This window comes from Geodermatophilus saharensis (assembly GCF_900188205.1).
Taxonomy (GTDB): Bacteria; Actinomycetota; Actinomycetes; order Mycobacteriales; family Geodermatophilaceae; genus Geodermatophilus; species Geodermatophilus saharensis.
Genome location: NZ_FZOH01000006.1, coordinates 62,492 through 85,334, shown reverse-complemented (window position 1 = coordinate 85,334; position 22,843 = coordinate 62,492). Strand labels below are relative to the sequence as shown.

The following is a 22,843-nucleotide window of genomic DNA, read 5'->3' as shown; positions in this document are numbered from 1 at the left end:
TGACCTGCGGGTCTCACGCATCGTCACACAGCCAGTGGACGGAGCGTGAGGTGCGGACGGACGGAGATCGGAAACTCCGCGCGCACCGCGCGTGACCTGCGGATTCCCGGTTACTAGGTTGACCGCCGGGCCCGAGACCACGGGTGCCGCACGGCACGGACACAGCACCGAGACGCCGGGGTGCAGACCCCCGCGACGACACGATTGGGACGCACCATGCCCCTGCCTGACCTGTCCCCGGAACAGCGCGCCGCCGCCCTGGAGAAGGCCGCCGCGGCCCGCAAGGCACGTGCCGAGCTGCGCGAGCGGCTCAAGAGCAAGGGCGCCACGGTCGGCGACGTCCTGCGCCAGGGCGAGACCGACGAGGTCATCGGGAAGATGCGCGTGTCGGCGGTGCTGGAGTCCCTGCCCGGCGTGGGCAAGGCGCGGGCTGCGAAGATCATGGAGCGGCTCGAGATCTCCCCGACCCGCCGGGTCCGCGGCCTGGGCGCCAACCAGCGCCGGGCCCTGGAGTCGGAGTTCGGTGGCGAGCAGGTGGTCGCCGACCAGGTGCCCGCCGACTCGGCCAGCTGACCCGGGCCGCCACCCGCACACCGCACCACCGCACCGGGAAGCACCGCACCGAGGACCACTGCCCCGAGGACGAGGACGACGCGTTGCCCACTGCACCACGGTCCCCGGCCCCGGCGCGCCTCACGGTGCTCTCCGGCCCCTCGGGGGTCGGCAAGGGCACCGTCGTGGCGGAGGTCCGCCGCCGGTACCCCGAGGTGTGGGTGTCGGTGTCGGTGACCACCCGGCGGGCGCGGGCGGGGGAGGTGGACGGCGTCCACTACCACTTCGTCGACGACGCCGAGTTCGACCGGCTCGTCGCCGAGGACGGCCTGCTGGAGTGGGCGGAGTACGCGGGCAACCGCTACGGCACACCGGCCGCCCCGGTCCGCGAGCGACTCGCGACCGGGGCGCCGGCGCTGCTGGAGATCGAGCTGCAGGGCGCCCGCCAGGTCCGCGCGCGCGACGCCGGGGCCCAGCTGGTCTTCCTGGCACCGCCGTCGTGGGCCGAGCTGAAGAGCCGGCTGGCCGGCCGGGGCTCGGAGCCGCCCGCCGTGCAGGAGCGCCGGCTGGCCATCGCGCAGGCCGAGCTGGACGCCGCGGGGGAGTTCGACGTCGTGGTGGTCAACGACGACGTCGCCAGGGCCGCCGACGAGTTGGTATCCTTGCTTGCTGCGCCGTCGTCGGAGACGACCGGCGCCTCCGAGTGACCGGCCCCCGAGGCCCCTCACTCCCGTCGAACCAGCCGAGGAGTTCCGCGCCCGTGTCCGGAGTCGCACCTGCCCCCGAGGGCATCACCAACCCGCCGATCGACGAGCTGCTCGAGCGCACCAGCAGCAAGTACGGCCTGGTGATCTTCGCCGCCAAGCGCGCGCGGCAGATCAACGCCTACTACAGCCAGCTCTCCGAGGGCCTCCTGGAGTACGTCGGCCCGTTGGTCGACACCGCGCCGCAGGAGAAGCCGCTGTCGATCGCGCTGCGCGAGATCAACGAGGGTCTGCTGACCCACACCGCCGGCGAGAACTAGGAGGACCCCCTCGCCCCCCACCGCTCGCAGGCTCGCGGCGGGGCCCTGCGCAGGGGCCGTTCCAGGCCCTCACGAGTGACGCCCCGGCACCTGTGCCGGGGTGTCGTCGTGTCTGCGGGAGGATGGAGCGCATGAGCCGGATCGTGCTGGGCGTCGCCGGGGGCGTGGCCGCGTACAAGGCCGCGCTGCTGCTGCGCGCGCTGACCGAGGCCGGGCACGACGTCCGCGTCGTCCCCACCCCGGGGGCGCTGCACTTCGTCGGGGCGGCCACCTTCGAGGCGCTGTCGGGCAACCCGGTGACCACCGACGTGTGGTCCGACGTCCCCGAGGTCGCCCACGTCCGGATCGGGCAGACCGCCGACCTCGTCGTCGTCGCCCCGGCCACCGCCGACCTGCTCGCCCGCGCCGCCGCCGGCCGGGCCGACGACCTGCTCACCGCGACGCTGCTCACCGCGCACTGCCCGGTGGTCTTCGTGCCGGCCATGCACACCGAGATGTGGCTGCACCCGGCCACCCAGGACAACGTGGCCACGCTGCGCCGCCGCGGCGCGGTCGTGCTCCCCCCGGCCGTGGGCCGGCTCACCGGCCCCGACTCCGGCCCCGGCCGGCTGCCCGAGCCCGCCGACGTCGCCGCGCTCGCCCACGTCGCGCTCACCGCCGGCGCCGACGCGCTGCGCGCCGACCTCGCCGGCCGCCGCGTCGTGGTCAGCGCCGGTGGCACCCGCGAGCCGCTGGACCCGGTCCGCTACCTGGGCAACCGCTCCTCCGGCAAGCAGGGGTGGGCGCTGGCCCGCGTCGCCGCCGCCCGCGGCGCCGACGTCACCCTGGTCGCGGCCAACGTCGACCTGCCCGCGCCGTTCGGTGTGCGCGTCGTCCCGGTGGGGACGGCGGAGGAGTTGCGCACCGCGATGGTGGCCGAGGCCCCGGACGCCGACGTCGTGGTGATGACCGCCGCGGTGGCCGACTTCCGGCCGGCGACGGTCGCGGCCACCAAGCTGAAGAAGGACAGCGCGAGCGAGCCCGGCAGCGTGCCCCTGGTGCGCAACCCCGACGTGCTCGCCGAGCTGGTCACCAAGCGCCCCCCCGGGCAGCTGGTGGTCGGGTTCGCCGCCGAGACCGGGGACGAGACCGGCGACGTGCTGGCCCACGCCCGGGCCAAGCTCGCCCGCAAGGGCTGCGACCTGCTGGTCGTCAACGACGTCTCCGGCGGCGGGGTGTTCGGCCGGCCGGACAACGCCGCGGTCGTCCTGGCCGCCGACGGCACCGCCACCGAGGTGCCCCACGGCACCAAGGACGCCGTCGCCGCCGCGGTCTGGCAGGCCGTGCTGCCCCGGCTGGCCCGACCGCCGGCCGCCCCGCCCGGAGCGCGCCGGTAACGTGCACCCCCGGCGCGGACCGCCCCGCGCCGCACCTCGTGACCGCGAGCCCCGTCACCGAAGCAGGGAGAACCGAGTGCCACGCCGCCTCTTCACGTCCGAGTCGGTGACCGAGGGCCACCCGGACAAGATCGCCGACCAGATCAGCGACGCGATCCTCGACGAGATGCTCACCCAGGACCCGCACAGCCGGGTCGCGGTGGAGACCCTGATCACCACCGGCCAGGTGCACATCGCCGGCGAGGTCACCACCGCCGGCTACGTCGACATCGCCGACGTCGTCCGCCGCACCGTCCTGCGGATCGGCTACGACTCCTCCCGCAAGGGCTTTGACGGCTCCTCCTGCGGGGTGAGCGTCTCGATCGGCGCCCAGTCGCCCGACATCGCCCAGGGCGTCGACACCGCCTACGAGGCGCGCACCTCCGGCGCGGCCGACGACGAGATCGAGCGGCAGGGCGCCGGCGACCAGGGCCTGATGTTCGGCTACGCCACCGACGAGACCCCCGAGCTGATGCCGCTGCCCATCGCGCTGGCGCACCGGCTGGCACGCCGGCTGTCGGCGGTCCGCAAGGACGGCTCGGTGCCCTACCTGCGCCCCGACGGCAAGACCCAGGTCACCGTGGTCTACGAGGACGACCGGCCGGTCGGCGTCGACACCGTCGTCGTCTCCTCCCAGCACGCCGAGGACATCTCCATCGAGCAGCTGCTCACCCCCGACGTGCAGGAGCTCGTCGTCGAGCCGGAGCTGACGGCGCTGGGCCTGCCCACCGAGGGCTACCGGCTGCTGGTGAACCCGACCGGCAAGTTCGTCATCGGCGGCCCGATGGGCGACGCCGGCCTCACCGGCCGCAAGATCATCGTCGACACCTACGGCGGCATGGCCCGCCACGGCGGCGGCGCCTTCTCCGGCAAGGACCCCTCGAAGGTCGACCGGTCGGGCGCCTACGCGATGCGCTGGGTGGCCAAGAACGTCGTCGCCGCGGGCCTGGCGCGCCGCTGCGAGGTGCAGGTGGCCTACGCGATCGGTGCGGCGCACCCGGTCGGCCTGTTCGTCGACACCCACGGCACCGGCACCGTCCCCGACGACGTCCTGGAGAAGGCGGTCACCACCGTGTTCGACCTGCGGCCGGGCGCGATCGTGCGCGACCTGGACCTGCTGCGGCCGATCTACGGGCCCACCGCCGCCTACGGCCACTTCGGCCGCACCGACGTCGAGCTGCCGTGGGAGCGCACCGACCGGGTCGAGGCGCTCCGCTCCGCCGTGGGCTGACGGACCCCCTCGCCCCCCACCGCTCGCAGGCTCCCGGCGGGACCCTGCGGGCGGGCCGTCCCGGGCCCGTGACCGTGCCCGGGGACCGTCGTACCCGGCGGGGACACTGCTGCGCGACGACCCCGCCGAACGGAGGACGGCCCTGTCGAAGGACCCCGCGCCCCACACCCCTCGCGAGCTCGGGGCGAGCCTCCGCGCGGGGCCGGACCGCGTGGCGCGGGTCGTCGTCGACGTGCCGCTGGCCCACCTCGACCGGGCCTTCGACTACGCCGTCCCCGACGAGATGGCCGGCGAGGTCCGGGCCGGCTGCCGGGTGCGGGTGCGGTTCGCCGGGCAGCTGGTCGACGGGTTCGTCCTGGAGCTCACCGACGTCAGCGAGTCCGGCCGCGCGCTCGCCCCGCTGGCCAAGCTGGTCTCGCCCGAGCCGGTGCTCACCCCGGAGGTCGCCGCGCTGGCCCGCGCGGTCGCCGAGCGCTGGGGTGGCACGCTCCCCGACGTCCTGCGGCTGGCCGTCCCGCCGCGCCGCGCCGCCGCGGAGAAGCGCCCGCCGGCCGACCCGCCCGCGCCCCCGGCGCCGCCGGACCCGGCCGGCTTCGCGCGCTACCCGACCGGGCCGGCCCTGCTGGCCGCCGTCGCCGAGGGCCGCCCGGCCCGCGCGGTGTGGACGGCGCTGCCCGGGGAGGACTGGCCCGCCCGGCTGGCCGAGCTGTGCCAGGCGGCTCTGTCGGGCGGGCGTGGTGCGCTGGTGGTCGTCCCCGACGGCCGCGACCTCGACCGGCTGGAGGCCGCGGCCACGGCGCGGCTGCCGGCGGGGTCGTTCGTCGTGCTCCGTGCCGACGCCGCCCCCGACGCCCGCTACCGCCGCTTCCTCGACGCCGCCCGCGGCAGCGCGAAGGTCGTCCTCGGTACCCGGGCGTCGGTGTTCGCGCCGGTCGCCGACCTCGGCCTGGTGGTGGTCTGGGACGACGGCGACGACCTGCACGCCGAGCCCCGCGCTCCCTACGCGCACGCCCGTGACGTGCTGGTGCACCGCGCCCACCTGGCCTCGTGCGCGGCCGTCGTCGCGGCCACCGCGCGGACCGCGGAGGCGACGCTGCTGGTGGAGAGCGGCTGGGCGCACGAGCTCGTCGCCGACCGGGCCACGCTGCGTGCGGCCGGCCCGCGCGTGCAGGCACTCGGCGAGGACTCCGAGCTGGCCCGCGACCCGGCGGCGCGCACCGCCCGCCTGCCCAGCCTCGCCCACCGGGTGGCCCGCGCGGCGCTGGCCGAGGGCGCCCCCGTGTTGGTCCAGGTGCCGCGCGCCGGGTACGCGCCGGGGCTGTCCTGCGACCGCTGCCGGGCACCGGCCCGGTGCGCCGTCTGCTCCGGGCCGCTGGGCATTGCTCCCACGCCGGGCCCGGGCGGCTCCCGGGTGCCGGCCTGCCGCTGGTGCGCCCGCCCGGCGGCCATCTTCGACTGCCCGCACTGCCACGGGAGCAAGCTGCGCGCCTCGGTCGTCGGCGCCGCCCGGACCGCCGAGGAGCTCGGCCGGGCGTTCCCCGGCGCGCCCGTGCGGGTGTCGGGGCGCTCGTCCGGGGTGGTGCCGTCGGTGCCGTCCGGGCCGGCGCTGGTCGTGGCCACGCCGGGCGCCGAGCCGGTGGCCGAGGGCGGTTACGGCGCCGCGCTGCTGCTCGACTCGTGGGCGCTGCTCGGGCGCGCGGACCTGCGGGCGGGGGAGGAGACGCTGCGCCGCTGGATGAACGCCGCCACGCTGGTGCGCCCGCACGGGTCGGTCGTCGTCGCCGCCGACGCCGCGCACCCCGTCGTCCAGGCGCTGGTGCGCTGGGACCCGGCCTGGCTCGCCGCGCGCGAGCTCGCCGACCGCCGCGCCCTCGGCTTCCCCCCGGCCACCCGGATGGCCGCCCTGTCGGGGTCGCCGGCGGCCCTGGCGGAGTTCCTCGACGCCGCCCGGCTGCCCGACGGCGCCGACCTGCTCGGGCCGGTCCCGGAGCCGCCGCGGCCGGGACAGGAGGGCGAGCGGGCGCGCTACCTGGTGCGGGTGCCGCGCGGGGAGGGCACCGCGCTGGCCACCGCGCTGGCCGCGGTGCAGGGGGTGCGCAGCGCCCGCAAGGCCCGCGAGCACGTGCGCGTCCAGCTCGACCCGCTCGAGCTCGTCTGACGGTCCTGCCCGGGCACTTCCGCGGAAGTGCCCGGTGGGCGCCGACCGCGACCCGAGTGGGCAGTTGCGGTCGGCGACCCGCGCCGGCACGCCGTGCCGAGCCGCCACCAGTGCTCACTCGGCGGCGCGCGCCCCGACGCGAGCGACCGCCCCGGGCACTTCCGCGGAAGTGCCCGGAGGGCGCCACCTACGCTGGACCGGTGAGCGTCACCCCCATCCGGCTCCTCGGCGACCCGGTCCTGCACCGGCCCGCGGCGCCCGTCGTCGACTTCGACGCCGAGCTGCGGCGGCTGGTCACCGACCTGACCGAGACCATGCACGCCGCCGGGGGAGCGGGCCTGGCCGCGCCGCAGATCGGCGTCGGCCTGCGGGTGTTCACCTGGTACGTCGACGGCGAGGTCGGCCACCTGGTCAACCCCTCCCTCGACCTGGTCGGCGACGAGACGGAGGAGGCGCCCGAGGGCTGCCTGTCCATCCCCGGCTACCGCTTCGACTGCCGCCGCCACCTGCACGTGGTCGCCACCGGGTGGAACCAGCACGGCGACCCGGTCCGCGTCGAGGGCTCGGACCTGCTCGCCCGCGCGGTGCAGCACGAGGTCGACCACCTCGACGGCGTCGTGTTCGTCGACCGGCTCGACCCCGAGGCCCGCGCCGCCGCCCTCGCCGCCCTCGCCGAGGCCGAGTGGAAGGACGTGGCCGCCTGGGTCCCGCGGGTGGAGGTGAGCCCCCACTGAGGCTGCTCTTCGCCGGGACGCCCGAGGCGGCCGTCCCCTCCCTCGACGCGCTGCTCGCCTCCGGACACGAGGTCGCCGCCGTCCTCACCCGGCCCGACGCCCGCTCCGGCCGCGGCCGCCGGGTCAGCCGCTCCCCGGTCGCCGAGCGCGCCGACGCCGCCGGCCTGCCGGTGCTGCAGCCCCGCTCGCCGCGCGAGCCGGAGTTCCTCGCGCAGCTCGCCGACCTCGCCGTCGACTGCGCGCCGGTCGTCGCCTACGGCGCGCTCGTGCCGCCGGCCGCCCTCGACCTGCCCCGGCACGGGTGGGTCAACCTGCACTTCTCGCTGCTGCCGGCCTGGCGGGGCGCCGCGCCCGTGCAGCACGCGGTCATGGCCGGTGACGAGGTCACCGGCGCGTGCACCTTCCGCCTCGAGCAGGGCCTCGACACCGGGCCGGTGTTCGGCGTGGTCACCGAGCCGATCGGCCCGCGCGACACCGCCGGCGACCTGCTGGGCCGGCTCGCCGTCAGCGGGGCCCGGCTGCTGGTGGCCACCCTCGACGGCATCGAGGCCGGCACCCTGGAGGCCCGCCCGCAGCCGGCCGACGGCGTCAGCCTGGCCCCGCGGATCGAGACCGCCGACGCCGAGGTCGACTGGGGGCTGCCGGCGCACGTCGTCGACCGGCGGGTGCGCGGGGTGACCCCGGCGCCGGGCGCGTGGACCACCTGGCGCGGTGACCGCCTCCGGCTCGGTCCGGTCGAGCCGCTGACCGGGCCGCCCCTGGAGCCGGGCGAGGTGGCGGTGGACCGGGACGGCGTCGTCGTCGGCACCGGCCGCGGGGCGGTGCGGCTGGGCGAGGTGCAGCCGGCCGGCAAGCGGGTGCAGCCGGCCGCCGACTGGGCGCGCGGCGCCCGCCCGCGGCCGGGGGAGCGGTTGGGGGCATGAGCGGGCCGCCCCGGCGCCCGGCCGGTCCCCGCGGCGGGCGGCGCGACCGCCGTCCGCCCCGCCGGGCACCCCTCGACGGCGCCCGGCTGACCGCCTACGACGTGCTCGACGGCGTCTCCGCGCGGGAGGCCTACGCCAACCTGCTGCTGCCGCAGCTGCTGCGCGAGCGCGACCTCGAGTCGCGCGACGCCGCCTTCGCCACCCAGCTCGCCTACGGCGCGCTGCGCGCGCAGGGCACCCTCGACGCCGTCCTCGCCGGGCTGGTCGACCGCCCGCTCGAGGAGCTCGACCGCCGCCTGCTCGACCTGCTGCGCCTGGGCGCCTACCAGCTGGTCGACCTGCGGGTGCCCGCGCACGCCGCCGTCGCCACCACCGTCGACCTCGTCCGCGCGATCGTCGGCTCCGGCGCGTCCGGGCTGGCCAACGCCGTCCTGCGCAAGGTGGCCGCCGGCGGCGACCGGGCCGCGTGGCTGGCGCGGCTGGACGCCGACGGCGACCGGCGGCTGGGCCTGGCCACCGACCACCCGGACTGGATCGTGGCCGCCTGGCGCGAGGCCCTCGGCGGGGACGCCGAGCTCGAGGAGGCCCTGCTGGCCGACGACGCCGCCCCGGAGGTGCACCTGGTCGCCCGGCACGTGTCCCGCGACGCGCTCGCGGAGGAGTCCGGCGGGACGCCGGGGCCGTGGTCGCCGTACGCGGTGCGCCTGGGCGGGGGAGACCCCGGGCGGCTGCCGTCGGTGCGGGCCGGCACGGCCGCGGTGCAGGACGAGGGCAGCCAGCTCGCCGCGCTGCTGCTGGCCCGCGCCCCGCTGGAGGGCCCCGACGCGCGCTGGCTCGACGTGTGCGCCGGCCCCGGCGGCAAGGCGGGGCTGCTGGCCGCCGTCCGCCCGGCGGGGGTGCACCTCACCGCCGCCGACCGCGCGCCGCACCGCGCCGAGCTGGTCCGCGGCGTCCTGGCCGGCGAGGACGACGTCGAGGTGCTCGTGGCCGACGGGCGAGAGCCGCCGTGGGCGCCCGGCTCCTTCGACCGGGTGCTGCTGGACGCGCCGTGCACCGGGCTGGGCGCGCTGCGCCGCCGCCCGGAGGTGCGCTGGCGGCGCACGCCCGCCGACGTCGGCCCGCTGGTCGACCTGCAGACGGCGCTGCTGGACCGGGCGCTGGCCTCCGTGCGGCCCGGCGGGGTGGTCGCCTACGTGACCTGCTCGCCGCACGCCGCCGAGACCGTCGCGGTCGCCGACGGCGCTGCCGCGCGCGACGACGTCGAGGTGCTGCCGGTGGCGCCACTGTTCCCCGGGGTGCCCGGGGTCGAGCGCGGACGGTACGGCCAGCTGTGGCCGCACCGGCACGGCACGGACGCGATGTTCCTCGCCCTGCTGCGCCGCACCCGCTGAGGAGCGCGGGGCTCCCACGACCGGCCTCGGTCGCCTAGCGTGCCCCGCCGTGTCCGCACCCTCCAGCACCTGGCTCCCCGACGACTTCGCCCACCCCCTCCGCGCCGACCTGCCCACCGGCCAGCACCTGCGGCCGATGGGCCCGGCCGACACCGAGATCGACTTCCCGGCCGTCATGGGCTCGCGCGAGCGGCTGTGGACCATGTACGGGCAGGCGTGGGGCTGGCCGCCGGCGCACATGACCCCCGAGCAGGACCGCGAGGACCTCGCCCACCACGAGCGCGAGATCGAGGCGCACGAGAGCTTCCTCTACGGCCTGTTCGAGGAGGACGAGGCCGAGCTGCTCGGCTGCCTGTACGTCGACCCGCCGACCAAGGCCGGCGACGCCGACGCCGAGGTCTCCTGGTGGGTCGTCGACCGGCTGGTCGGCAGCGAGGTCGAGGCGGCGCTGGACGCGTTCGTGCCGCGCTGGCTGGCCGCCGACTGGCCGCTGCGGGCGCCGCGCCTGGTCGGCCGGGACCTCACCTGGGCGGAGTGGGTCGCGCTGCCCGACCGGGACTGAGCCCCCCGGGACGCGGAACGGCCCCCCGGCGTGCGCCGGGGGGCCGTCCTTCCCTGCTGCGGGTCAGTTCACCCGCACCTGCATGAAGCCGTCGTGCGCGCTGGTGCTCACCACGGTGATCCGGGTGCCGGTCCTCGGCACGTCCACGCCGCTCCAGCCGTTGGCGTCGGGCTGCTCACCCGGCGCCACGTACCAGTCCTGCGTGTCGTCGAAGGTCGGCACGGCGGGCAGCCCACCGTAGGTGCCGGCCACCCCGGTGTCCGGGTCGTGCAGCGTGATCCGGTCGGTGGCCTGCCGCCCGAAGGTGGCGTCGTGCGACTGGATTCGCGGCCGCCAGCTCTCCCCGGGAACGGCGTCGGCCTCGTCGTCGGTCGGCTCGTACAGCAGCCCCGGGTGGGCGTCGACCGGCAGGATCAGCCCGGCGCCGGGGTGGGCGCCGACGTTGTTGTCCGCGTACTGGCTGTTCCAGTAGCTGATCAGCAGGCCGTCCTGGTACGGCAGCCGCTCGGCCCAGTCGGGGTGCTCCGGGTCGCCGAAGTTGTACGGCCCGGTGCGCAGGCCGGCGTCGTAGCCGGTGTAGGCCCGGTTCTCGGCGACGTAGGCGTTGAAGAACGACTCCGTCGCCGTGCCGGTGGAGACGGTGAACCCGTCGAGGGCCCAGTCGGTCACCGGGGTGCCGTCGATCGCGACCGCGTCCACCTGCAGGCCCGGCTCGGTGGCCGCGCCGTCGGTCCAGTAACGGAAGCCCACCTGGGCACCGGCCGGGACGCCGGCCAGCGAGGCGGACAGGTCGACCCACTGGCCGCCGGTGCTGCCGGTGATGCCCTGCCCGGCGTTCTGGCCGTTGGGGTCGGTGGTGGTCGACCGGTTCGTCGGCAGCGAGGTGAAGGTCTGCCCGCCGTCGGTGGTGTAGACGGCGTAGGCGTAGTCCCAGTCCTGCTCGATCTGGTACTTGACCTTCGCGGTCAGCGTCCCCGCGCCGTCGGGCAGCGCGGTCAGCATCGTGGTGTCCAGGTCGTCACCGGCGCCCGAGTACCAGAAGTCCGGGCCCTCGAACGGCGTGCCGATGGTCGTGGTGACCTCGCGGTCGGGCAGCACGACGACCAGCGCCTGCGCCTGCTTGGTGGTCGCGGTGGCCGGGCCGAGCTTGACGTTGGCCCGCGCGCCGGGCAGCACCACCTGGGGGTCCAGCCAACCCAGCTGCATCTTCTCCCACGCGCCCATGTGGATCGGCCGGGTGCCGATGCCGTCGGCGGGCTCGCCGCTGTTGCCGTAGGAGCCCGAGGACATCAGCGTCCAGAACGCGGTGCTGTTCTCGGCACCGCCGCTGTTGCCGGAGGTGTCGTAGAGGTCGGGCAGGCCGAGGTCGTGGCCGAACTCGTGGGCGAACACGCCGACCCCGCCGTTCTCCGGCTCGATCGTGTAGTCGCCGATCCAGAACCGCGACCCGCCGACCTGGGTGCCACCGAGCTTGTTCTGGCTGCCGTCGTCGAGGGTCGGGCCGCCGGCCCCGACGCGGGTGGTCTGGTTATACCAGCGGTGGCTCCAGATGGCGTCCTCGCCGAGGGCGCCGCCGCCGACCTCCTCGCCCATGCCCGCGTGCACGGCCTGGAAGTGGTCGATGTAGCCGTCGGGCTCGTCGAAGTCGCCGTCCCCGTCGTGGTCGTAGCGGTCCCAGACGTCGAACTGCGCGAGGTACCCGTCGATCTCCTCGGCCGTCCGGCCCGCCGCCAGCTGGTCGGCGTACCAGGTGTTCACCGACTCGTTCACGAACTCCCAGGGGCGCCGGCCGTCGTCGCCCTCGCCGTAGTAGGCCGCCGGGTGGTCGTCGACGGTGACCCAGTCCTCGACCTCGCCGGTGACGGTGTAGCGGCCCGAGGACAGCTCCTCGTAGAAGTTGGCGACGGAGTTCACGCCGGCGGCCGACGAGTAGAGCATCTCGTCGTAGTGGCCCTGCGAGAAATCCCGGGTCCAGATGGTGGTGTTGTCCACGCTGCGGTCCGGCTGCGGGATCGCGTTGTGCGAGAGGTCGCCGAACTCGCCGAGGACGGTCCAGATCGCGTCGCTGTCCTCCTGGGCCAGCTCGACGTACTGGCCGCGCGCGACCTCGACGACCCTGTTGTCGCCGGACGGCGTCGCCTCGCCGGAGAGGACCTCCTCGAGGGCCTGCTGGCGCAGCTCGCGCTGCTTGTCACCGAGCGGGTGGGGCAGGTCGTGCGCCCGGGCGGGGACCGCGCCGGGGTCCTCCGGGGGTGGTGCCGCGTTCGCGGTCGCGGGCAGGGCCACGACCAGCGCGGCACCCACGACCAGGGGAAGAGCTCTCTTCGTCAAGGACCGTCTCCCGTTGTCGGACGAGGGCCGCCGACCGCCGGTGGGGAACCACCGAGGGTCACTGTCGGGCAGCCCGGGTTGACGCTAGGTAGTCGAGGGAGACATGTCGACAGACCGTGACCAAGCCGTGACATACGAGACGGCGCGGTCCGTTGACGGCGCCCCGACCGGGCCCGGCGGACGGTGATCACACCCGCACCTAGACTCCGACGGCGTGGCCCGGACCCCGATGATCGCCCCCAGCCTGCTGTCCGCGGACTTCGCCCGGCTGGCCGACGAGGTGGCCCGCGTGGCCGACGCCGACTGGCTGCACGTCGACGTCATGGACGCCCACTTCGTGCCCAACCTGACCCTGGGCGGCCCGGTGGTCGAGGCGATCGCGCGGGTCAGCCCCGTTCCGCTGGACTGCCACCTGATGATCGAGGCGCCCGAGCGCTGGGCCCCCGGCTACGCCGAGCTCGGCGCCCGCAACGTCACCGTGCACGCCGAGGCCTGCACCGGCGACCCCCGCGACGTCGCCCGCGACCTGCGCGCCGCCGGCGCCCTGGCGGGCCTGGCGATCAAGCCCGGCACCCCGCTCGAGCGGTACGAGGACGTCCTGCGCGACTTCGACACGCTGCTGGTCATGACCGTCGAGCCCGGCTTCGGCGGCCAGGCCTTCATCGCCGAGGTGCTGCCCAAGGTCCGCCGCGCCCGCGAGCTGGTCGACACCGGCCACCTCACGCTGCTGGTCGAGGTCGACGGTGGCGTCAACGCCGACACCATCGAGCAGGCCGCCGAGGCCGGCGCCGACGTCTTCGTCGCGGGCTCGGCCGTCTACGGCGCCGACGACCCCGCCCGTGCGATCGCCGCCCTCCGTGCGCGGGCCACGGCGGCGGCCGCCGGGTGACGGTCACCCCGGCCGAGTCGGCCGCCATGGCCCGGGCGCGCGAGCTCGGCGCGTCCGTCCTCGGCACCACCAGCCCCAACCCCGCCGTCGGCGCCGTCGTCCTCGACGCGGCCGGCGCGGTGGTGGGGGAGGGGGCCACCTCCCCGCCCGGCGGGCCGCACGCCGAGGTGCACGCGCTGGCGCAGGCCGGCGAGCGGGCCCGCGGCGGTACCGCCGTCGTCACCCTCGAGCCGTGCGCGCACACCGGCCGCACCGGCCCCTGCGCCGACGCGCTGCTGGCCGCCGGCGTCGCCCGCGTCGTCGTCGCGGTGCCCGAGCCCACGCAGCTCGCGGTCGGCGGTGCCCAGCGGCTGCGCGCCGGCGGGGTCGACGTCGAGCTCGGGATCGAGCGGCAGGCCGCCGAGGAGGGCGCGCTGGCCGCGTGGCTGACCGGCGTCCGCGAGTCCCGGCCGTTCGTCGTGTGGAAGGCCGGCGCCACCCTCGACGGGCGGGTCGCCGCCGCCGACGGCACCAGCCGCTGGATCACCGGCCCGGTGGCCCGTGCCGCCGTCCACGCGCTGCGCGCCACCTGCGACGCCGTCGTCGTCGGCTCGGGGACCGTGCTCGCCGACGACCCCCGGCTCACCGTCCGCGACGCCGACGGCCGCGACCTGCCCCGGCAGCCGCTGCGCGTCGTCCACGACCGGCGTGGCCGGGTGCCGTCCGGCGCGCGCGTCCTCGACGGCGCCGCGCCCACCCTGGTCAGCCGCGCCGCCGGGCCGGCCGAGCTGCTCGCCGAGCTGTTCGACCGCGACGTCCGGCGGGTGCTGCTCGAGGGCGGCCCGACCCTGGCCGCGGCGTTCCTCCGCGCCGGGCTGGTCGACGAGGCCGTCGTCCACCTCGCGCCGAAGCTGCTCGGCGCCGGTCCCTCGCTGGTGGGGGACCTGGGAATCACGACGATCGGCGCGGCGCTGGACCTGCGCGTACGGGACGTCATGGTCCTGGGCGGGGACGTGCAGGTGCGCCTGCGGCCCACCCGGCACACTGGTGTCGGGCGTCAGGCGGACGGGAGGGACTGAGGTGTTCACAGGCATCGTCGAGGAGGTCGGCACCCTCGTCGTGCGCGAGGACCTCGGCGGACCCCGGGGCGACGCCGCGGTGCTGCGCATCCGGGCCCGCCGCGTGCTCGAGGACGTCTCCCTCGGCGACTCCATCGCGGTCAACGGCGTCTGCCTCACCGTCACCGGCGTCGAGCCCGACGGCGACGGCACCGCCGTGTGGTCCACCGACGTCATGGCCGAGACGCTGCGGCGCAGCAGCCTCGGTGGGCTCGCCGACGGCGACCCGGTCAACCTGGAGCGGGCGGTCAGCGCCACCACCCGCCTGGGCGGGCACATCGTGCAGGGCCACGTCGACGGCGTCGGCACGGTGCTCTCGCGCACGCCCGGCGAGCACTGGGACGTGGTGCGCCTGGCCGTGCCGCCGCAGCTGGCCCGCTACGTCGTCGAGAAGGGCTCGATCACCGTCGACGGCGTCTCGCTCACGGTCAGCGCGCTCAGCGCCGCCGACGACCCCGAGCCGTGGCTCGAGGTGAGCCTCATCCCCGCCACCCTGCGCGAGACCACGCTGGGCGGCCGCGCCCCGGGGGACCCGGTCAACCTGGAGGTCGACGTGATCGCCAAGTACGTGGAACGCCTGCTGGGAGCCCGCCGATGACCGGAACGGTCCGCCTGGACACCGTCGAGAGCGCGATCGCCGCGGTCAAGGACGGCCGCCCCGTCGTCGTCATCGACGACGAGGACCGCGAGAACGAGGGCGACCTCATCTTCGCCTCCGAGCTCGCCACCCCCGAGCTCGTGGCCTTCATGGTCCGCTACACCTCGGGCTACATCTGCGTCTCGGTCACCGAGGCCGACGCCGACCGGCTGGACCTGCCGCCGATGTTCCGGGTCAACCAGGACCGCCGCGGCACCGCCTACACCGTCACCGTCGACGCCCGCGAGGGCGTCACCACCGGCATCTCCGCCGCCGACCGCGCGCACACCATCCGGCTGCTCGCCGACGCCCAGACCTCCTCGGCCGACCTCGCCCGGCCCGGGCACATCGTGCCGCTGCGCGCCAAGGACGGCGGCGTGCTGCGCCGGCCCGGGCACACCGAGGCCGCCGTCGACCTCGCCGTCCTCGCCGGGCTGCGGCCCTCGGGCACGCTGTGCGAGCTGGTCAGCGAGAAGGACCCGACCGGCATGGCCCGCGCCGAGGAGCTGCGGGTCTTCGCCGACGAGCACGACCTGTGCCTGATCTCCATCGCCGACCTCATCGCCTACCGCAAGCGCTTCGACAAGCTCGTCGAGCGGGTCGCCGAGGCCACCGTGCCGCTGGGGCCGGGCACCTTCACCGCCGTCGGCTACCGCAGCTCCTACGACGACCGCGAGCACGTCGCCTTCGTCTACGGCGACGTCGGCGACGGCGAGGACGTGCTGGTGCGGGTGCACTCCGAGTGCCTCACCGGCGACGTCTTCGGCTCGCTGCGCTGCGACTGCGGCCCGCAGCTGCAGGCCGCGCTCGCCGCCGTCGCCCAGGAGGGCCGCGGGGTCGTGCTCTACATCCGCGGGCACGAGGGCCGGGGCATCGGCCTGCTGCACAAGCTGCAGGCCTACCAGCTGCAGGACGCCGGCGTGGACACCGTCGACGCCAACCTCGACCTGGGCCTGCCCGCCGACGCCCGCGACTACGGCACCGGCGCGCAGATCCTCGTCGACCTCGGCGTGCACACCATGCGGCTGCTGACCAACAACCCGGCCAAGCGGGCCGGCCTCGAGGGCTACGGCCTGAAGATCACCGGCCGGGTGCCGCTGCCCAGCCACGTGACCGCGGAGAACCTGTCCTACCTGCGCACCAAGCGCGACCGGATGGGGCACCTGCTCGACATCATCGAGCCCGAGACCGAGTCCGGCCCGGCCGACGTCCCGGTCGCGAGCCCTACCGCCAGCCCGGCCACCGTCCCGGGCACCGACGTGCCGCTGGGGCAGCAGGAGCAGCGGCTGTGAGTGGTCGGGGCCGGCCCGAGGCGGGGGCGGTCGACGCCGCCGGGCTCTCCCTCGGCATCGTCGCCACCACCTGGCACGCCGAGATCACCGACAGCCTGCTCGCCCGCGCCGTCGAGGCCGCCCGCGCCAGCGGCGTCCCCGAGCCGACCGTCGTCCGCGCGCCCGGTGCCGTGGAGCTGCCCGTCGTCGCCCAGGCGCTCGCCGAGCGGCACGACGCCGTCGTCGCCCTCGGGGTGGTCATCCGCGGGGGCACGCCGCACTTCGAGTACGTCTGCGACGCGGTCACCGCGGGCCTGACCCGGGTCGCCCTCGACGCCGGCCGGCCGGTCGGCAACGGCGTGCTGACCTGCGACACCGAGCAGCAGGCCCGCGACCGTGCGGGCCTGCCCGGCTCGGCCGAGGACAAGGGCTGGGAGGCCGCGATCGCCGCGCTGGCCACCGCGCTCACCCTCCGCGACCTCCGCGGGCCGCGGCACACCACCGGCTTCCAGGCCGTCCCGGCGTCCGGGCCGGGCCCCGCTCTCGGGAACCGGGCGTGAAGACCTTCGACGCGCTCTTCGACGAGCTGTCGGCCAAGGTCGCCGCGGGCGATCCCGCCTCGGGCACCGTCACCGCCGTCCGCGACGGCGTGCACGCCGCCGGCAAGAAGGTGGTCGAGGAGGCCGCGGAGTCCTGGATGGCCGCCGAGCACGAGGGCCCCGAGCGGACCGCGGAGGAGATCAGCCAGCTGCTCTACCGGGTGCAGGTCCTCATGCTCGCCCGCGGGCTGACCCTCGACGACGTCTACACCCACCTCTGACGAAGGACCCCGTCCTCCTCACCCCTCGCAGGCTCGGGGCGAGCCTCTGGACGGGGCCGAACCGCTTCTGCGAAGGAGATCGACCGTGCTGCGTGTCGCCGTGCCCAACAAGGGCGTCCTCAGCGAGCCGGCGGCCGCGATGCTCGCCGAGAGCGGCTACCGCCAGCGGCGCAGCACCAAGGACCTCGCCGTCTACGACCCCGACAGCGACACCGAGTTCTTCTACCTGCGCCCGCGCGACATCGCCGTCTACGTCGCCTCCGGCACCCTCGACGTCGGCATCACCGGCCGCGACATGCTGCTGGAGACCACCCCGGCCGACGGCGAGGGCCCCGCCGCCGTCGAGGTGATGCCGCTGGGGTTCGGCCGGTCCTCCTTCCGGTTCGCCAGCCCCGTCGAGTCCGGCATCGACTCCGTCGAGCAGCTCGCCGGCCGGCGGATCGCCACCGCCTACCCGGTGCTGCTGCAGCACCACCTGCAGGAGCAGGGCATCAAGGCGAGCGTGGTCCGGCTCGACGGCGCGGTGGAGACCGCCTGCCGGCTCGGGGTGGCCGACGCGGTCTGCGACGTCGTCGAGACGGGGACGACGCTGCGCGCCGCGGGCCTGCGGATCATCGGCGAGCCGCTGCTGACCAGCGAGGCGGTGCTCGTCGGCCGCGAGGGCGCCGAGGAGGTCCCCGCCGTCGCCCAGCTGCGCCGCCGGCTGCGCGGGGTGCTGGTCGCCCGGCAGTACGTGATGCTCGACTACGACTGCCCCAACGAGCTGCTCGAGCGCGCCACCGCGCTCACCCCGGGTCTGGAGGGGCCGACGGTCAGCCCGCTGCAGACCCCGGACTGGTCGGCGGTGCGGGCGATGGTCCGGCAGAGCGACACCAACCGGGTCATGGACGAGCTCTGGGAGCTGGGCGCGCGCGCCATCCTGGTCACCAGCATCCACGCCTGCCGGTTGTGAGGGCCCAGGGCGCACCCCTGGTCCTGGCGGGCGCGCTGCTGGTGGCCGGCTGCGCCGACCGGGGGAGCGGGCCCACCGGCCCCGGCGCGGCGACCCGGCCGCCGGCCGACGAGCTGCTCGTCGAGGTCGACCCGGGCGGCGGCGTGGCCGCCGCGCGGTACACGCTCACCTGCGGGGACGTCCCCGCCGGGGACCACCCCGACCCGGCGGCGGCCTGCGCGCACCTGGCCGGCCTCGAGGACCCGTTCGCGCCGCTGCCCGACGACGTCGCCTGCACCGAGGTCTACGGCGGGCCGCAGACCGCCCGCGTCACCGGCACCTGGGGCGGCGTCCCGGTCGACCGCGCGCTGTCGCGGACCGACGGCTGCCGGATCGCGCAGTGGGACGCCCTGGGCCCGCTGCTGCCCGGCCCGGTCGGCGTCGGCGACCCGCTGCCGGGACTGAGGGCGCTCCCGCCGCGATGAGTTCCGGCCCGGCGGCGGGTCCGTCCTGGTGACCCTCGCCGGACGCCGTCCGGCACGAGACCCCCGGAGGGCACCGTGACGACCATCCCGGACCACCCGACCCCCACGCCGCGCGGCCGCCCGCCCGTGGTCGACCTGGCCACCTGGCAGGCCGCCCGCGACGAGCTGCTGGCCCGCGAGAAGGCCCACACCCGCGAGGGCGACGCGCTCGCCGCCGCCCGCCGCCGGCTGCCGATGGTCGAGGTCGCCGCGGGCGTCGAGGTCACCGGCCCCGACGGCCCGGTCCCGTTCCTGGACCTGTTCCGGGGCCGCGACGAGCTCGTCGTCTACAAGCACATGTGGTACGACGGCGCGCCCCACCAGGGGCAGTGCGAGGGCTGCACCTTCACCACGTGGCACCTCAGGGACACCGCCTACCTCGACGCCCGCGGCGTCTCCTCCGCCGTCCTGACCTCCGGCCGGTGGGAGGAGGTGGCCCCCTACGTCGCGTTCATGGGCTACCCCCAGCCCTGGTACCCGGTGCGCGGGCTGGCCGCGCCGGTCGGCGGCGACATGGGCTCGCTCACCGTCTTCCTGCGCGACGGCGACCGCGCGTTCCTCACCTACGCCACGACCGGCCGGGGCAACGAGCCGGCCGCCGGGACCTTCGGCCTGCTCGACCTGACCCCCTACGGCCGCCGCGAGGCGTGGGAGGACGTCCCCGAGGGCTGGCCCGCGGCCCCGCAGGTGGGCTCGCCGGTCGGCGGGCACGGCGCGCCGATCTGCTGGTACTGGCGCTCCGACGCGGACGGGAACGCCACCAGGGGCCCCACCAGCCGGCCGGTGCCGCAGTGGACCCGCCCCGGCGCGACCCCCGAGCAGACCCTCGGCCGCCACGGCGGCCACGGCTGAGTCCTCCGGCCCCCGCACGCGACGGCGGCCCCCTCCCCGGGTGGGGAGGGGGCCGCCGCCGTCGGTGCCGGTGGGGTCAGCGCACCCGCGTGGTGCGGTCGACCAGGTCGATCGCGGTGCACAGGCCCAGCGCCATGGCCCGGCCACTGGTGGAGCCGGTGGCCAGCAGGCCCTCGATCGCCGGGCCCAGCGGCCGCTCACCGACCAGGCCCTGCAGGACCGCCGCGTACTCGCCGCTGACCCGGCCGGCCGCCGCGTGGCGCAGCAGCGCCCGCGACAGCTCGGTCGTGCGGCCGGCGGCCAGCGAGTAGACGCCGGCGGCGAACCGCTCGGCGGCCGGGTGCCCGAGCAGCACCAGGCCGGCCATGGTGCCGGCCATGACGTCGTCGCCGGCCGGGGTCAGGCCGGGGCCGAGGCCCACCAGCCGGGCCGCGGTGCGCAGCGCCGCGTCGAGGTCGGCGCGGCGGACCGCGCCGCGCAGCGCGGCCAGCGGGCCACCGGGACCGGCGGGCAGGCCGGGCAGCGTGAAGGCGCTGTGCGGCACGCCCTCGCCGTAGAGGGTGGTGCGCAGCTGGCGCACGCCCTCGGGCAGCAGGGCCGGGCGCGGGCTGGGCAGCCGGGGCCGGGGGTCCCACCACGCGGCGGCGCGCACCACCAGGTCGCCGACGACGATGCGGCCGCCGCCCACCTCGGCGGGGGCGCCGCTGGGCAGCGAGACGAGCGGGCGGCCGTTGCTGGGCCGGAACAGCACGCAGCCCAGGGGCAGCCGGGCGGCGTCGCTGGTGAGGACGCCGACGACGTCGCTGCCGCGGTCGGTGGGGACCTGCAGGTAGACCGCCGCGGGGGCGCTCATCAGCACGCGGGCCGGGCGCACCGGGCCGCGCAGCAGGTCGGCCACCCCGGTGCTGGCCGAGGACGGGACGGCGGAGGCGGTACGGGCCGGCGACGCCGTCCGCAGCGTCTCCTGGACCGATGCGCGCGGGAGCGGGATCAGGGGGACACCGGCGCGGGCCGCGCGCCCCCGATCCGTCCCGGCGCCGCCGGTGGTGTGGTCGATGGTGCGCATCCGCTTCGTCCTTCCCCGTCGGGACAATGGGTACGACCCTCCGCTCGGGTCCTCCCACGGGGCCGGTCCCACCGCCGGAGGCGGGAGGGCACCGGGATCGGTGACCGCCTACCATCCAGCGGACGGGAACTGGCCGGCTTCGAAGCTAAGCGGCGAGTCGCACGTCCTCGTATGGCGAATGTGGCCAAGAATGGGGGGTGCCGTCCAGGCACACCTGCCAGGTTCAAGCAACTCGAGAACACCATCGGGCCACTAGGAGGGCGAGTCGTGACGCAGGGTGAGGTCTCGATGGCCTCCGGGTCCTACCCCACCGCACCGATGTCGTTCCCGCGCGGATGGCAGTCCGCCGGGGCGGCGCGGGCGGCGACCCCGCGGCACGAGTGGCGCGACCGGGTCGGCCTGCGGCTCGACGAGGCGCTGCGGCTGCCCCGCCTCACCGGCACCGAGGTCGTCGCCGGCCGCTCGGGCCTGGACCGGGTGGTGAGGCACATGGTGGTCGACGACCCCGCGGTCCCGCTGGCCACCGCCGGTCCCGACGTCGTCGTGGTCCTCGGCGCCCGGCTGCCCCCGGCCGACGTCGCCGACTGCCGCGCGCTGGTCGACCGGCTCGACCAGGCCGGCACCGCCGCCCTGGCCTACCGCCGGACCGAGGGCCCGCCGGCCGTGCCCGCCGAGGTGCTCGCCGAGGCCGATCGCCGCGGGCTGCCGGTGCTCGCGCTGCCGCCCACGGTGCGCATGGACGAGGCGGTGTCGGAGGTGCTCGGCGCGGTTGTGCGCAAGCAGGGGGAGGCGCTCACCCTCTCGGCGCGCATGCACGACCAGTTCATCGACGTCGCACTCAGCGGCGGCGGCCTGGCCGAGGTCACCGACCGGCTGGCCACCTACCTGGAGGGTGCCGCGGTGCTGGGGCTGGGTCCCGACCGCGACATCGTCACCTCCGCCGGGCCGCCCGAGGACGTCGCCGAGATCAGCGACTGGCTGTGGCTCCTCGACGCCGAGGCCGAGGACGAGCTGGCGATGATGGCGCCGGCCAACCGGCTCTCGGGGGTGCGCGCCGACCAGACCGTCGTCACCCCGGCCGACGTGCTCGCCGACGCCGACCTGTCCCCGGCCGACGGCATCCTGCTCGTCCCGGGCCACCACGAGCTGCCCGGCGGAGTGGGGGAGTACGCCGTCGCGCCGATCATGGCCGGTGAGCAGCGGCACGGCTGGCTGGTGGCGGTGCACCGCACCGGGCAGATGGTGGTCGGCGCCGGCGGTGTCCTCGAGCGGGCCGCCGTCGTCTCGGCGCTGTCGGTCATCCGGCAGCAGGCCGTGCACTCGGTGGAGCTGCGGTTCCAGGGCGACCTGGTCCGCCGGCTGGTCGCCGGGTCGCTGCGGCACACCGAGCGCGCGCTGGCGCAGACCCGGTCCTTCGGCTGGCGCCTCGACGGCCCGGTCGTGGTGCTGGTGACGGCGACCGAGACCGCCGCCGACCCCGCCGCCGACCCCACCCGCGCCCTCGACGTCCTCGACCGGCTGGCCGACGGCTGGCGGGCCGCGCTGGAGTCGGAGGTCTCCGGGGCCGCGGTGGCGGGCCTGTCCACCGAGATCGTCACCGTGCTGCCGCTCGACGGCCGCACCCCCGAGGAGATCACCGCCCTGGTCACCGCGGTCACCAGCCGGGTCAACGCCCGGGTCCGGCGGGTGGGCCGCGTGCTGGCCACCGGCATCGGCCGCCCGGCGGGGTCGCTGTCGGCGCTGGGGGAGGCCTACCAGCAGGCGCAGCGGGCGCTCGGCGTCGGCCAGGAGATCCACGGCCCGGCCACCGTCACCCACTTCGACCAGCTGGGCGTGTTCCGGCTGCTGTCGCTCATCCCCGACAGCACCGAGCTGCGCAGCTACGTCGACGAGGTGCTCGGCTCGCTGGCCGACGCCGCCGACCCCGACTCCGCCGACCTGCGCGAGACGCTGCGGGTGCTGCTGGAGACCAACCTCAACGTCGCCGAGTCCGCCCGCCGGCTGCACTTCCACTACAACACGATGCGCTACCGCATCGGCAAGCTCGAGCGGCTGCTGGGGCCCTTCACCACCGACCCGACGCTGCGGCTGAACCTGCTGCTGGCGCTGCACGCGGCCCGGATGCGCGGCCTCGACCAGCCGCACCGGCCGCCGGTCGACGCCGGCCTGCTCCCGCCCGACGACGGGTTCGACGCCCTCGTCTAGGCGCTGCGGCCGGCGGGCGCCGCCCCCACCAGCTCGTCGCTGACGTTCCACAGCTCGCGCGCCCGGACCGGGTCGAGGCTCTCCGGCGACGACGGCGCCTCGACGCCGCGCTCGACGTAGCGGCCGCTGGTCCCGCCCGGGCCGGTCGCCACCGCCGCGAGCTGGGCGGCGGCCCGCCCCGGGGTCGGTCTGCGCCCCCGGGAGCCGCTCGAGCAGCGGTGTGAGCGTGC

At 76.6% G+C, this 22,843-nt stretch carries 23 protein-coding genes; 20 read left to right on the top strand and 3 right to left on the bottom strand.

Translation table 11 applies throughout. The features are described 5' to 3' along the window. Nucleotides 1-216: 216 nt before the first annotated feature. The 10 genes from mihF (at nt 217) to CHC04_RS15380 (ending at nt 9,990) form a co-directional block, all read left to right on the top strand. Nucleotides 217-573 (top strand): integration host factor, actinobacterial type, encoded by a 357-nt coding sequence (gene mihF / locus CHC04_RS15425; protein WP_089404841.1) that lies wholly within the window; start codon nt 217-219, stop codon nt 571-573. An 83-nt stretch (nt 574-656) separates the two neighbouring features. Next, nucleotides 657-1,259, top strand: a complete 603-nt coding sequence (gene gmk, locus CHC04_RS15420) for a guanylate kinase (RefSeq protein WP_089404840.1) — start codon at nt 657-659, stop codon at nt 1,257-1,259. Between the two features lie 53 nt (nt 1,260-1,312). After that, nucleotides 1,313-1,576, top strand: coding sequence for a DNA-directed RNA polymerase subunit omega (rpoZ, locus tag CHC04_RS15415; protein ID WP_012949163.1), 264 nt, complete (start codon nt 1,313-1,315; stop codon nt 1,574-1,576). 131 nt (nt 1,577-1,707) lie between these two features. Beyond that, nucleotides 1,708-2,952, top strand: coding sequence for a bifunctional phosphopantothenoylcysteine decarboxylase/phosphopantothenate--cysteine ligase CoaBC (gene coaBC / locus CHC04_RS15410; protein WP_089404839.1), 1,245 nt, complete (start codon nt 1,708-1,710; stop codon nt 2,950-2,952). Nucleotides 2,953-3,028: 76 nt separating this feature from the next. Then, entirely contained in the window at nt 3,029-4,222 is a 1,194-nt protein-coding gene (gene metK / locus CHC04_RS15405) for a methionine adenosyltransferase (protein WP_089404838.1), read from the top strand. 211 nt (nt 4,223-4,433) lie between these two features. Then, nucleotides 4,434-6,380, top strand: coding sequence for a primosomal protein N' (locus CHC04_RS15400; protein ID WP_089404837.1), 1,947 nt, complete (start codon nt 4,434-4,436; stop codon nt 6,378-6,380). A 200-nt stretch (nt 6,381-6,580) separates the two neighbouring features. Next, nucleotides 6,581-7,114 (top strand): peptide deformylase, encoded by a 534-nt coding sequence (gene def, locus CHC04_RS15395; protein ID WP_089404836.1) that lies wholly within the window; start codon nt 6,581-6,583, stop codon nt 7,112-7,114. After that, nucleotides 7,063-8,037, top strand: coding sequence for a methionyl-tRNA formyltransferase (fmt, locus tag CHC04_RS15390; protein WP_245817283.1), 975 nt, complete (start codon nt 7,063-7,065; stop codon nt 8,035-8,037). The genes def and fmt overlap by 52 nt, the downstream gene beginning before the upstream one ends. Next, nucleotides 8,034-9,428 carry an RsmB/NOP family class I SAM-dependent RNA methyltransferase gene (locus tag CHC04_RS15385; protein ID WP_089404835.1) on the top strand — a complete coding sequence of 465 codons (1,395 nt, stop codon included), beginning with the start codon at nt 8,034-8,036 and terminating at the stop codon, nt 9,426-9,428. The genes fmt and CHC04_RS15385 overlap by 4 nt, the downstream gene beginning before the upstream one ends. Before the next feature lie 49 nt (nt 9,429-9,477). Then, nucleotides 9,478-9,990, top strand: coding sequence for a GNAT family N-acetyltransferase (locus CHC04_RS15380; protein ID WP_089404834.1), 513 nt, complete (start codon nt 9,478-9,480; stop codon nt 9,988-9,990). Nucleotides 9,991-10,053: 63 nt separating this feature from the next. On the opposite strand, the gene CHC04_RS15375 is transcribed toward CHC04_RS15380, so the two are convergent. Next, nucleotides 10,054-12,321, bottom strand: coding sequence for an immune inhibitor A domain-containing protein (locus tag CHC04_RS15375; protein ID WP_089404833.1), 2,268 nt, complete (start codon nt 12,319-12,321; stop codon nt 10,054-10,056). A 214-nt stretch (nt 12,322-12,535) separates the two neighbouring features. Between CHC04_RS15375 and rpe the strand changes: the two genes are divergently transcribed. The 9 genes from rpe to CHC04_RS15330 all read left to right on the top strand — a co-directional run bounded on the left by rpe (nt 12,536) and on the right by CHC04_RS15330 (nt 19,342). After that, a complete protein-coding gene (gene rpe / locus CHC04_RS15370; RefSeq protein WP_245817281.1) occupies nt 12,536-13,210 on the top strand; it encodes a ribulose-phosphate 3-epimerase in 675 nt (224 codons plus the stop codon). Further along, complete coding sequence (gene ribD / locus CHC04_RS15365; protein ID WP_245817279.1) at nt 13,207-14,268, top strand: bifunctional diaminohydroxyphosphoribosylaminopyrimidine deaminase/5-amino-6-(5-phosphoribosylamino)uracil reductase RibD; 1,062 nt, start codon at nt 13,207-13,209, stop codon at nt 14,266-14,268. The genes rpe and ribD overlap by 4 nt, the downstream gene beginning before the upstream one ends. A 1-nt stretch (nt 14,269) precedes the next feature. Beyond that, the gene (locus CHC04_RS15360; protein ID WP_089404832.1) at nt 14,270-14,905 is read left to right on the top strand and encodes a riboflavin synthase; all 636 of its coding nucleotides are present in this window, start codon (nt 14,270-14,272) and stop codon (nt 14,903-14,905) included. Then, on the top strand, nt 14,902-16,236 hold the full coding sequence (locus tag CHC04_RS15355; RefSeq protein ID WP_089404831.1) for a bifunctional 3,4-dihydroxy-2-butanone-4-phosphate synthase/GTP cyclohydrolase II: 1,335 nt from the start codon (nt 14,902-14,904) through the stop codon (nt 16,234-16,236). The genes CHC04_RS15360 and CHC04_RS15355 overlap by 4 nt, the downstream gene beginning before the upstream one ends. Then, entirely contained in the window at nt 16,233-16,775 is a 543-nt protein-coding gene (gene ribH, locus CHC04_RS15350; RefSeq protein WP_089404830.1) for a 6,7-dimethyl-8-ribityllumazine synthase, read from the top strand. Before CHC04_RS15355 ends, ribH begins: the two co-directional genes overlap by 4 nt. After that, nucleotides 16,772-17,035 (top strand): phosphoribosyl-ATP diphosphatase, encoded by a 264-nt coding sequence (locus CHC04_RS15345; protein ID WP_089404829.1) that lies wholly within the window; start codon nt 16,772-16,774, stop codon nt 17,033-17,035. Before ribH ends, CHC04_RS15345 begins: the two co-directional genes overlap by 4 nt. A gap of 85 nt (nt 17,036-17,120) precedes the next feature. Next, nucleotides 17,121-17,987 carry an ATP phosphoribosyltransferase gene (gene hisG / locus CHC04_RS15340; protein ID WP_089404828.1) on the top strand — a complete coding sequence of 289 codons (867 nt, stop codon included), beginning with the start codon at nt 17,121-17,123 and terminating at the stop codon, nt 17,985-17,987. Then, entirely contained in the window at nt 17,984-18,451 is a 468-nt protein-coding gene (locus CHC04_RS15335) for an SSI family serine proteinase inhibitor (RefSeq protein ID WP_217897391.1), read from the top strand. Before hisG ends, CHC04_RS15335 begins: the two co-directional genes overlap by 4 nt. Before the next feature lie 75 nt (nt 18,452-18,526). After that, on the top strand, nt 18,527-19,342 hold the full coding sequence (locus CHC04_RS15330) for a DUF899 family protein (protein ID WP_089404827.1): 816 nt from the start codon (nt 18,527-18,529) through the stop codon (nt 19,340-19,342). Nucleotides 19,343-19,418: 76 nt separating this feature from the next. Here CHC04_RS15330 and CHC04_RS15325 read toward each other — a convergent pair whose 3' ends face one another. Next, complete coding sequence (locus CHC04_RS15325; protein WP_089404826.1) at nt 19,419-20,408, bottom strand: oxamate carbamoyltransferase subunit AllH family protein; 990 nt, start codon at nt 20,406-20,408, stop codon at nt 19,419-19,421. A 267-nt stretch (nt 20,409-20,675) separates the two neighbouring features. On the opposite strand from CHC04_RS15325, the gene CHC04_RS15320 reads away from it, so the two are divergent. Beyond that, a complete protein-coding gene (locus CHC04_RS15320) occupies nt 20,676-22,613 on the top strand; it encodes a PucR family transcriptional regulator (protein ID WP_245817277.1) in 1,938 nt (645 codons plus the stop codon). On the opposite strand, the gene CHC04_RS24250 is transcribed toward CHC04_RS15320, so the two are convergent. Continuing rightward, a complete protein-coding gene (locus CHC04_RS24250) occupies nt 22,610-22,765 on the bottom strand; it encodes a hypothetical protein (RefSeq protein WP_176450031.1) in 156 nt (51 codons plus the stop codon). The two genes, CHC04_RS15320 and CHC04_RS24250, sit on opposite strands and share 4 nt — an antisense overlap. Nucleotides 22,766-22,843 lie beyond the last annotated feature (78 nt).

What these genes read in the sequence shown, in the direction of transcription:
- CHC04_RS15385 (WP_089404835.1), top strand. Translation starts at nt 8,034, where the DNA reads ATGAGCGGGCCGCCCCGGCGCCCGGCCGGTCCCCGCGGCGGGCGGCGC.
- mihF (WP_089404841.1), top strand. Translation starts at nt 217, where the DNA reads ATGCCCCTGCCTGACCTGTCCCCGGAACAGCGCGCCGCCGCCCTGGAG.
- coaBC (WP_089404839.1), top strand. Translation starts at nt 1,708, where the DNA reads ATGAGCCGGATCGTGCTGGGCGTCGCCGGGGGCGTGGCCGCGTACAAG.
- CHC04_RS15325 (WP_089404826.1), bottom strand. Translation starts at nt 20,408, where the DNA reads ATGCGCACCATCGACCACACCACCGGCGGCGCCGGGACGGATCGGGGG.
- CHC04_RS15355 (WP_089404831.1), top strand. Translation starts at nt 14,902, where the DNA reads ATGACCGGAACGGTCCGCCTGGACACCGTCGAGAGCGCGATCGCCGCG.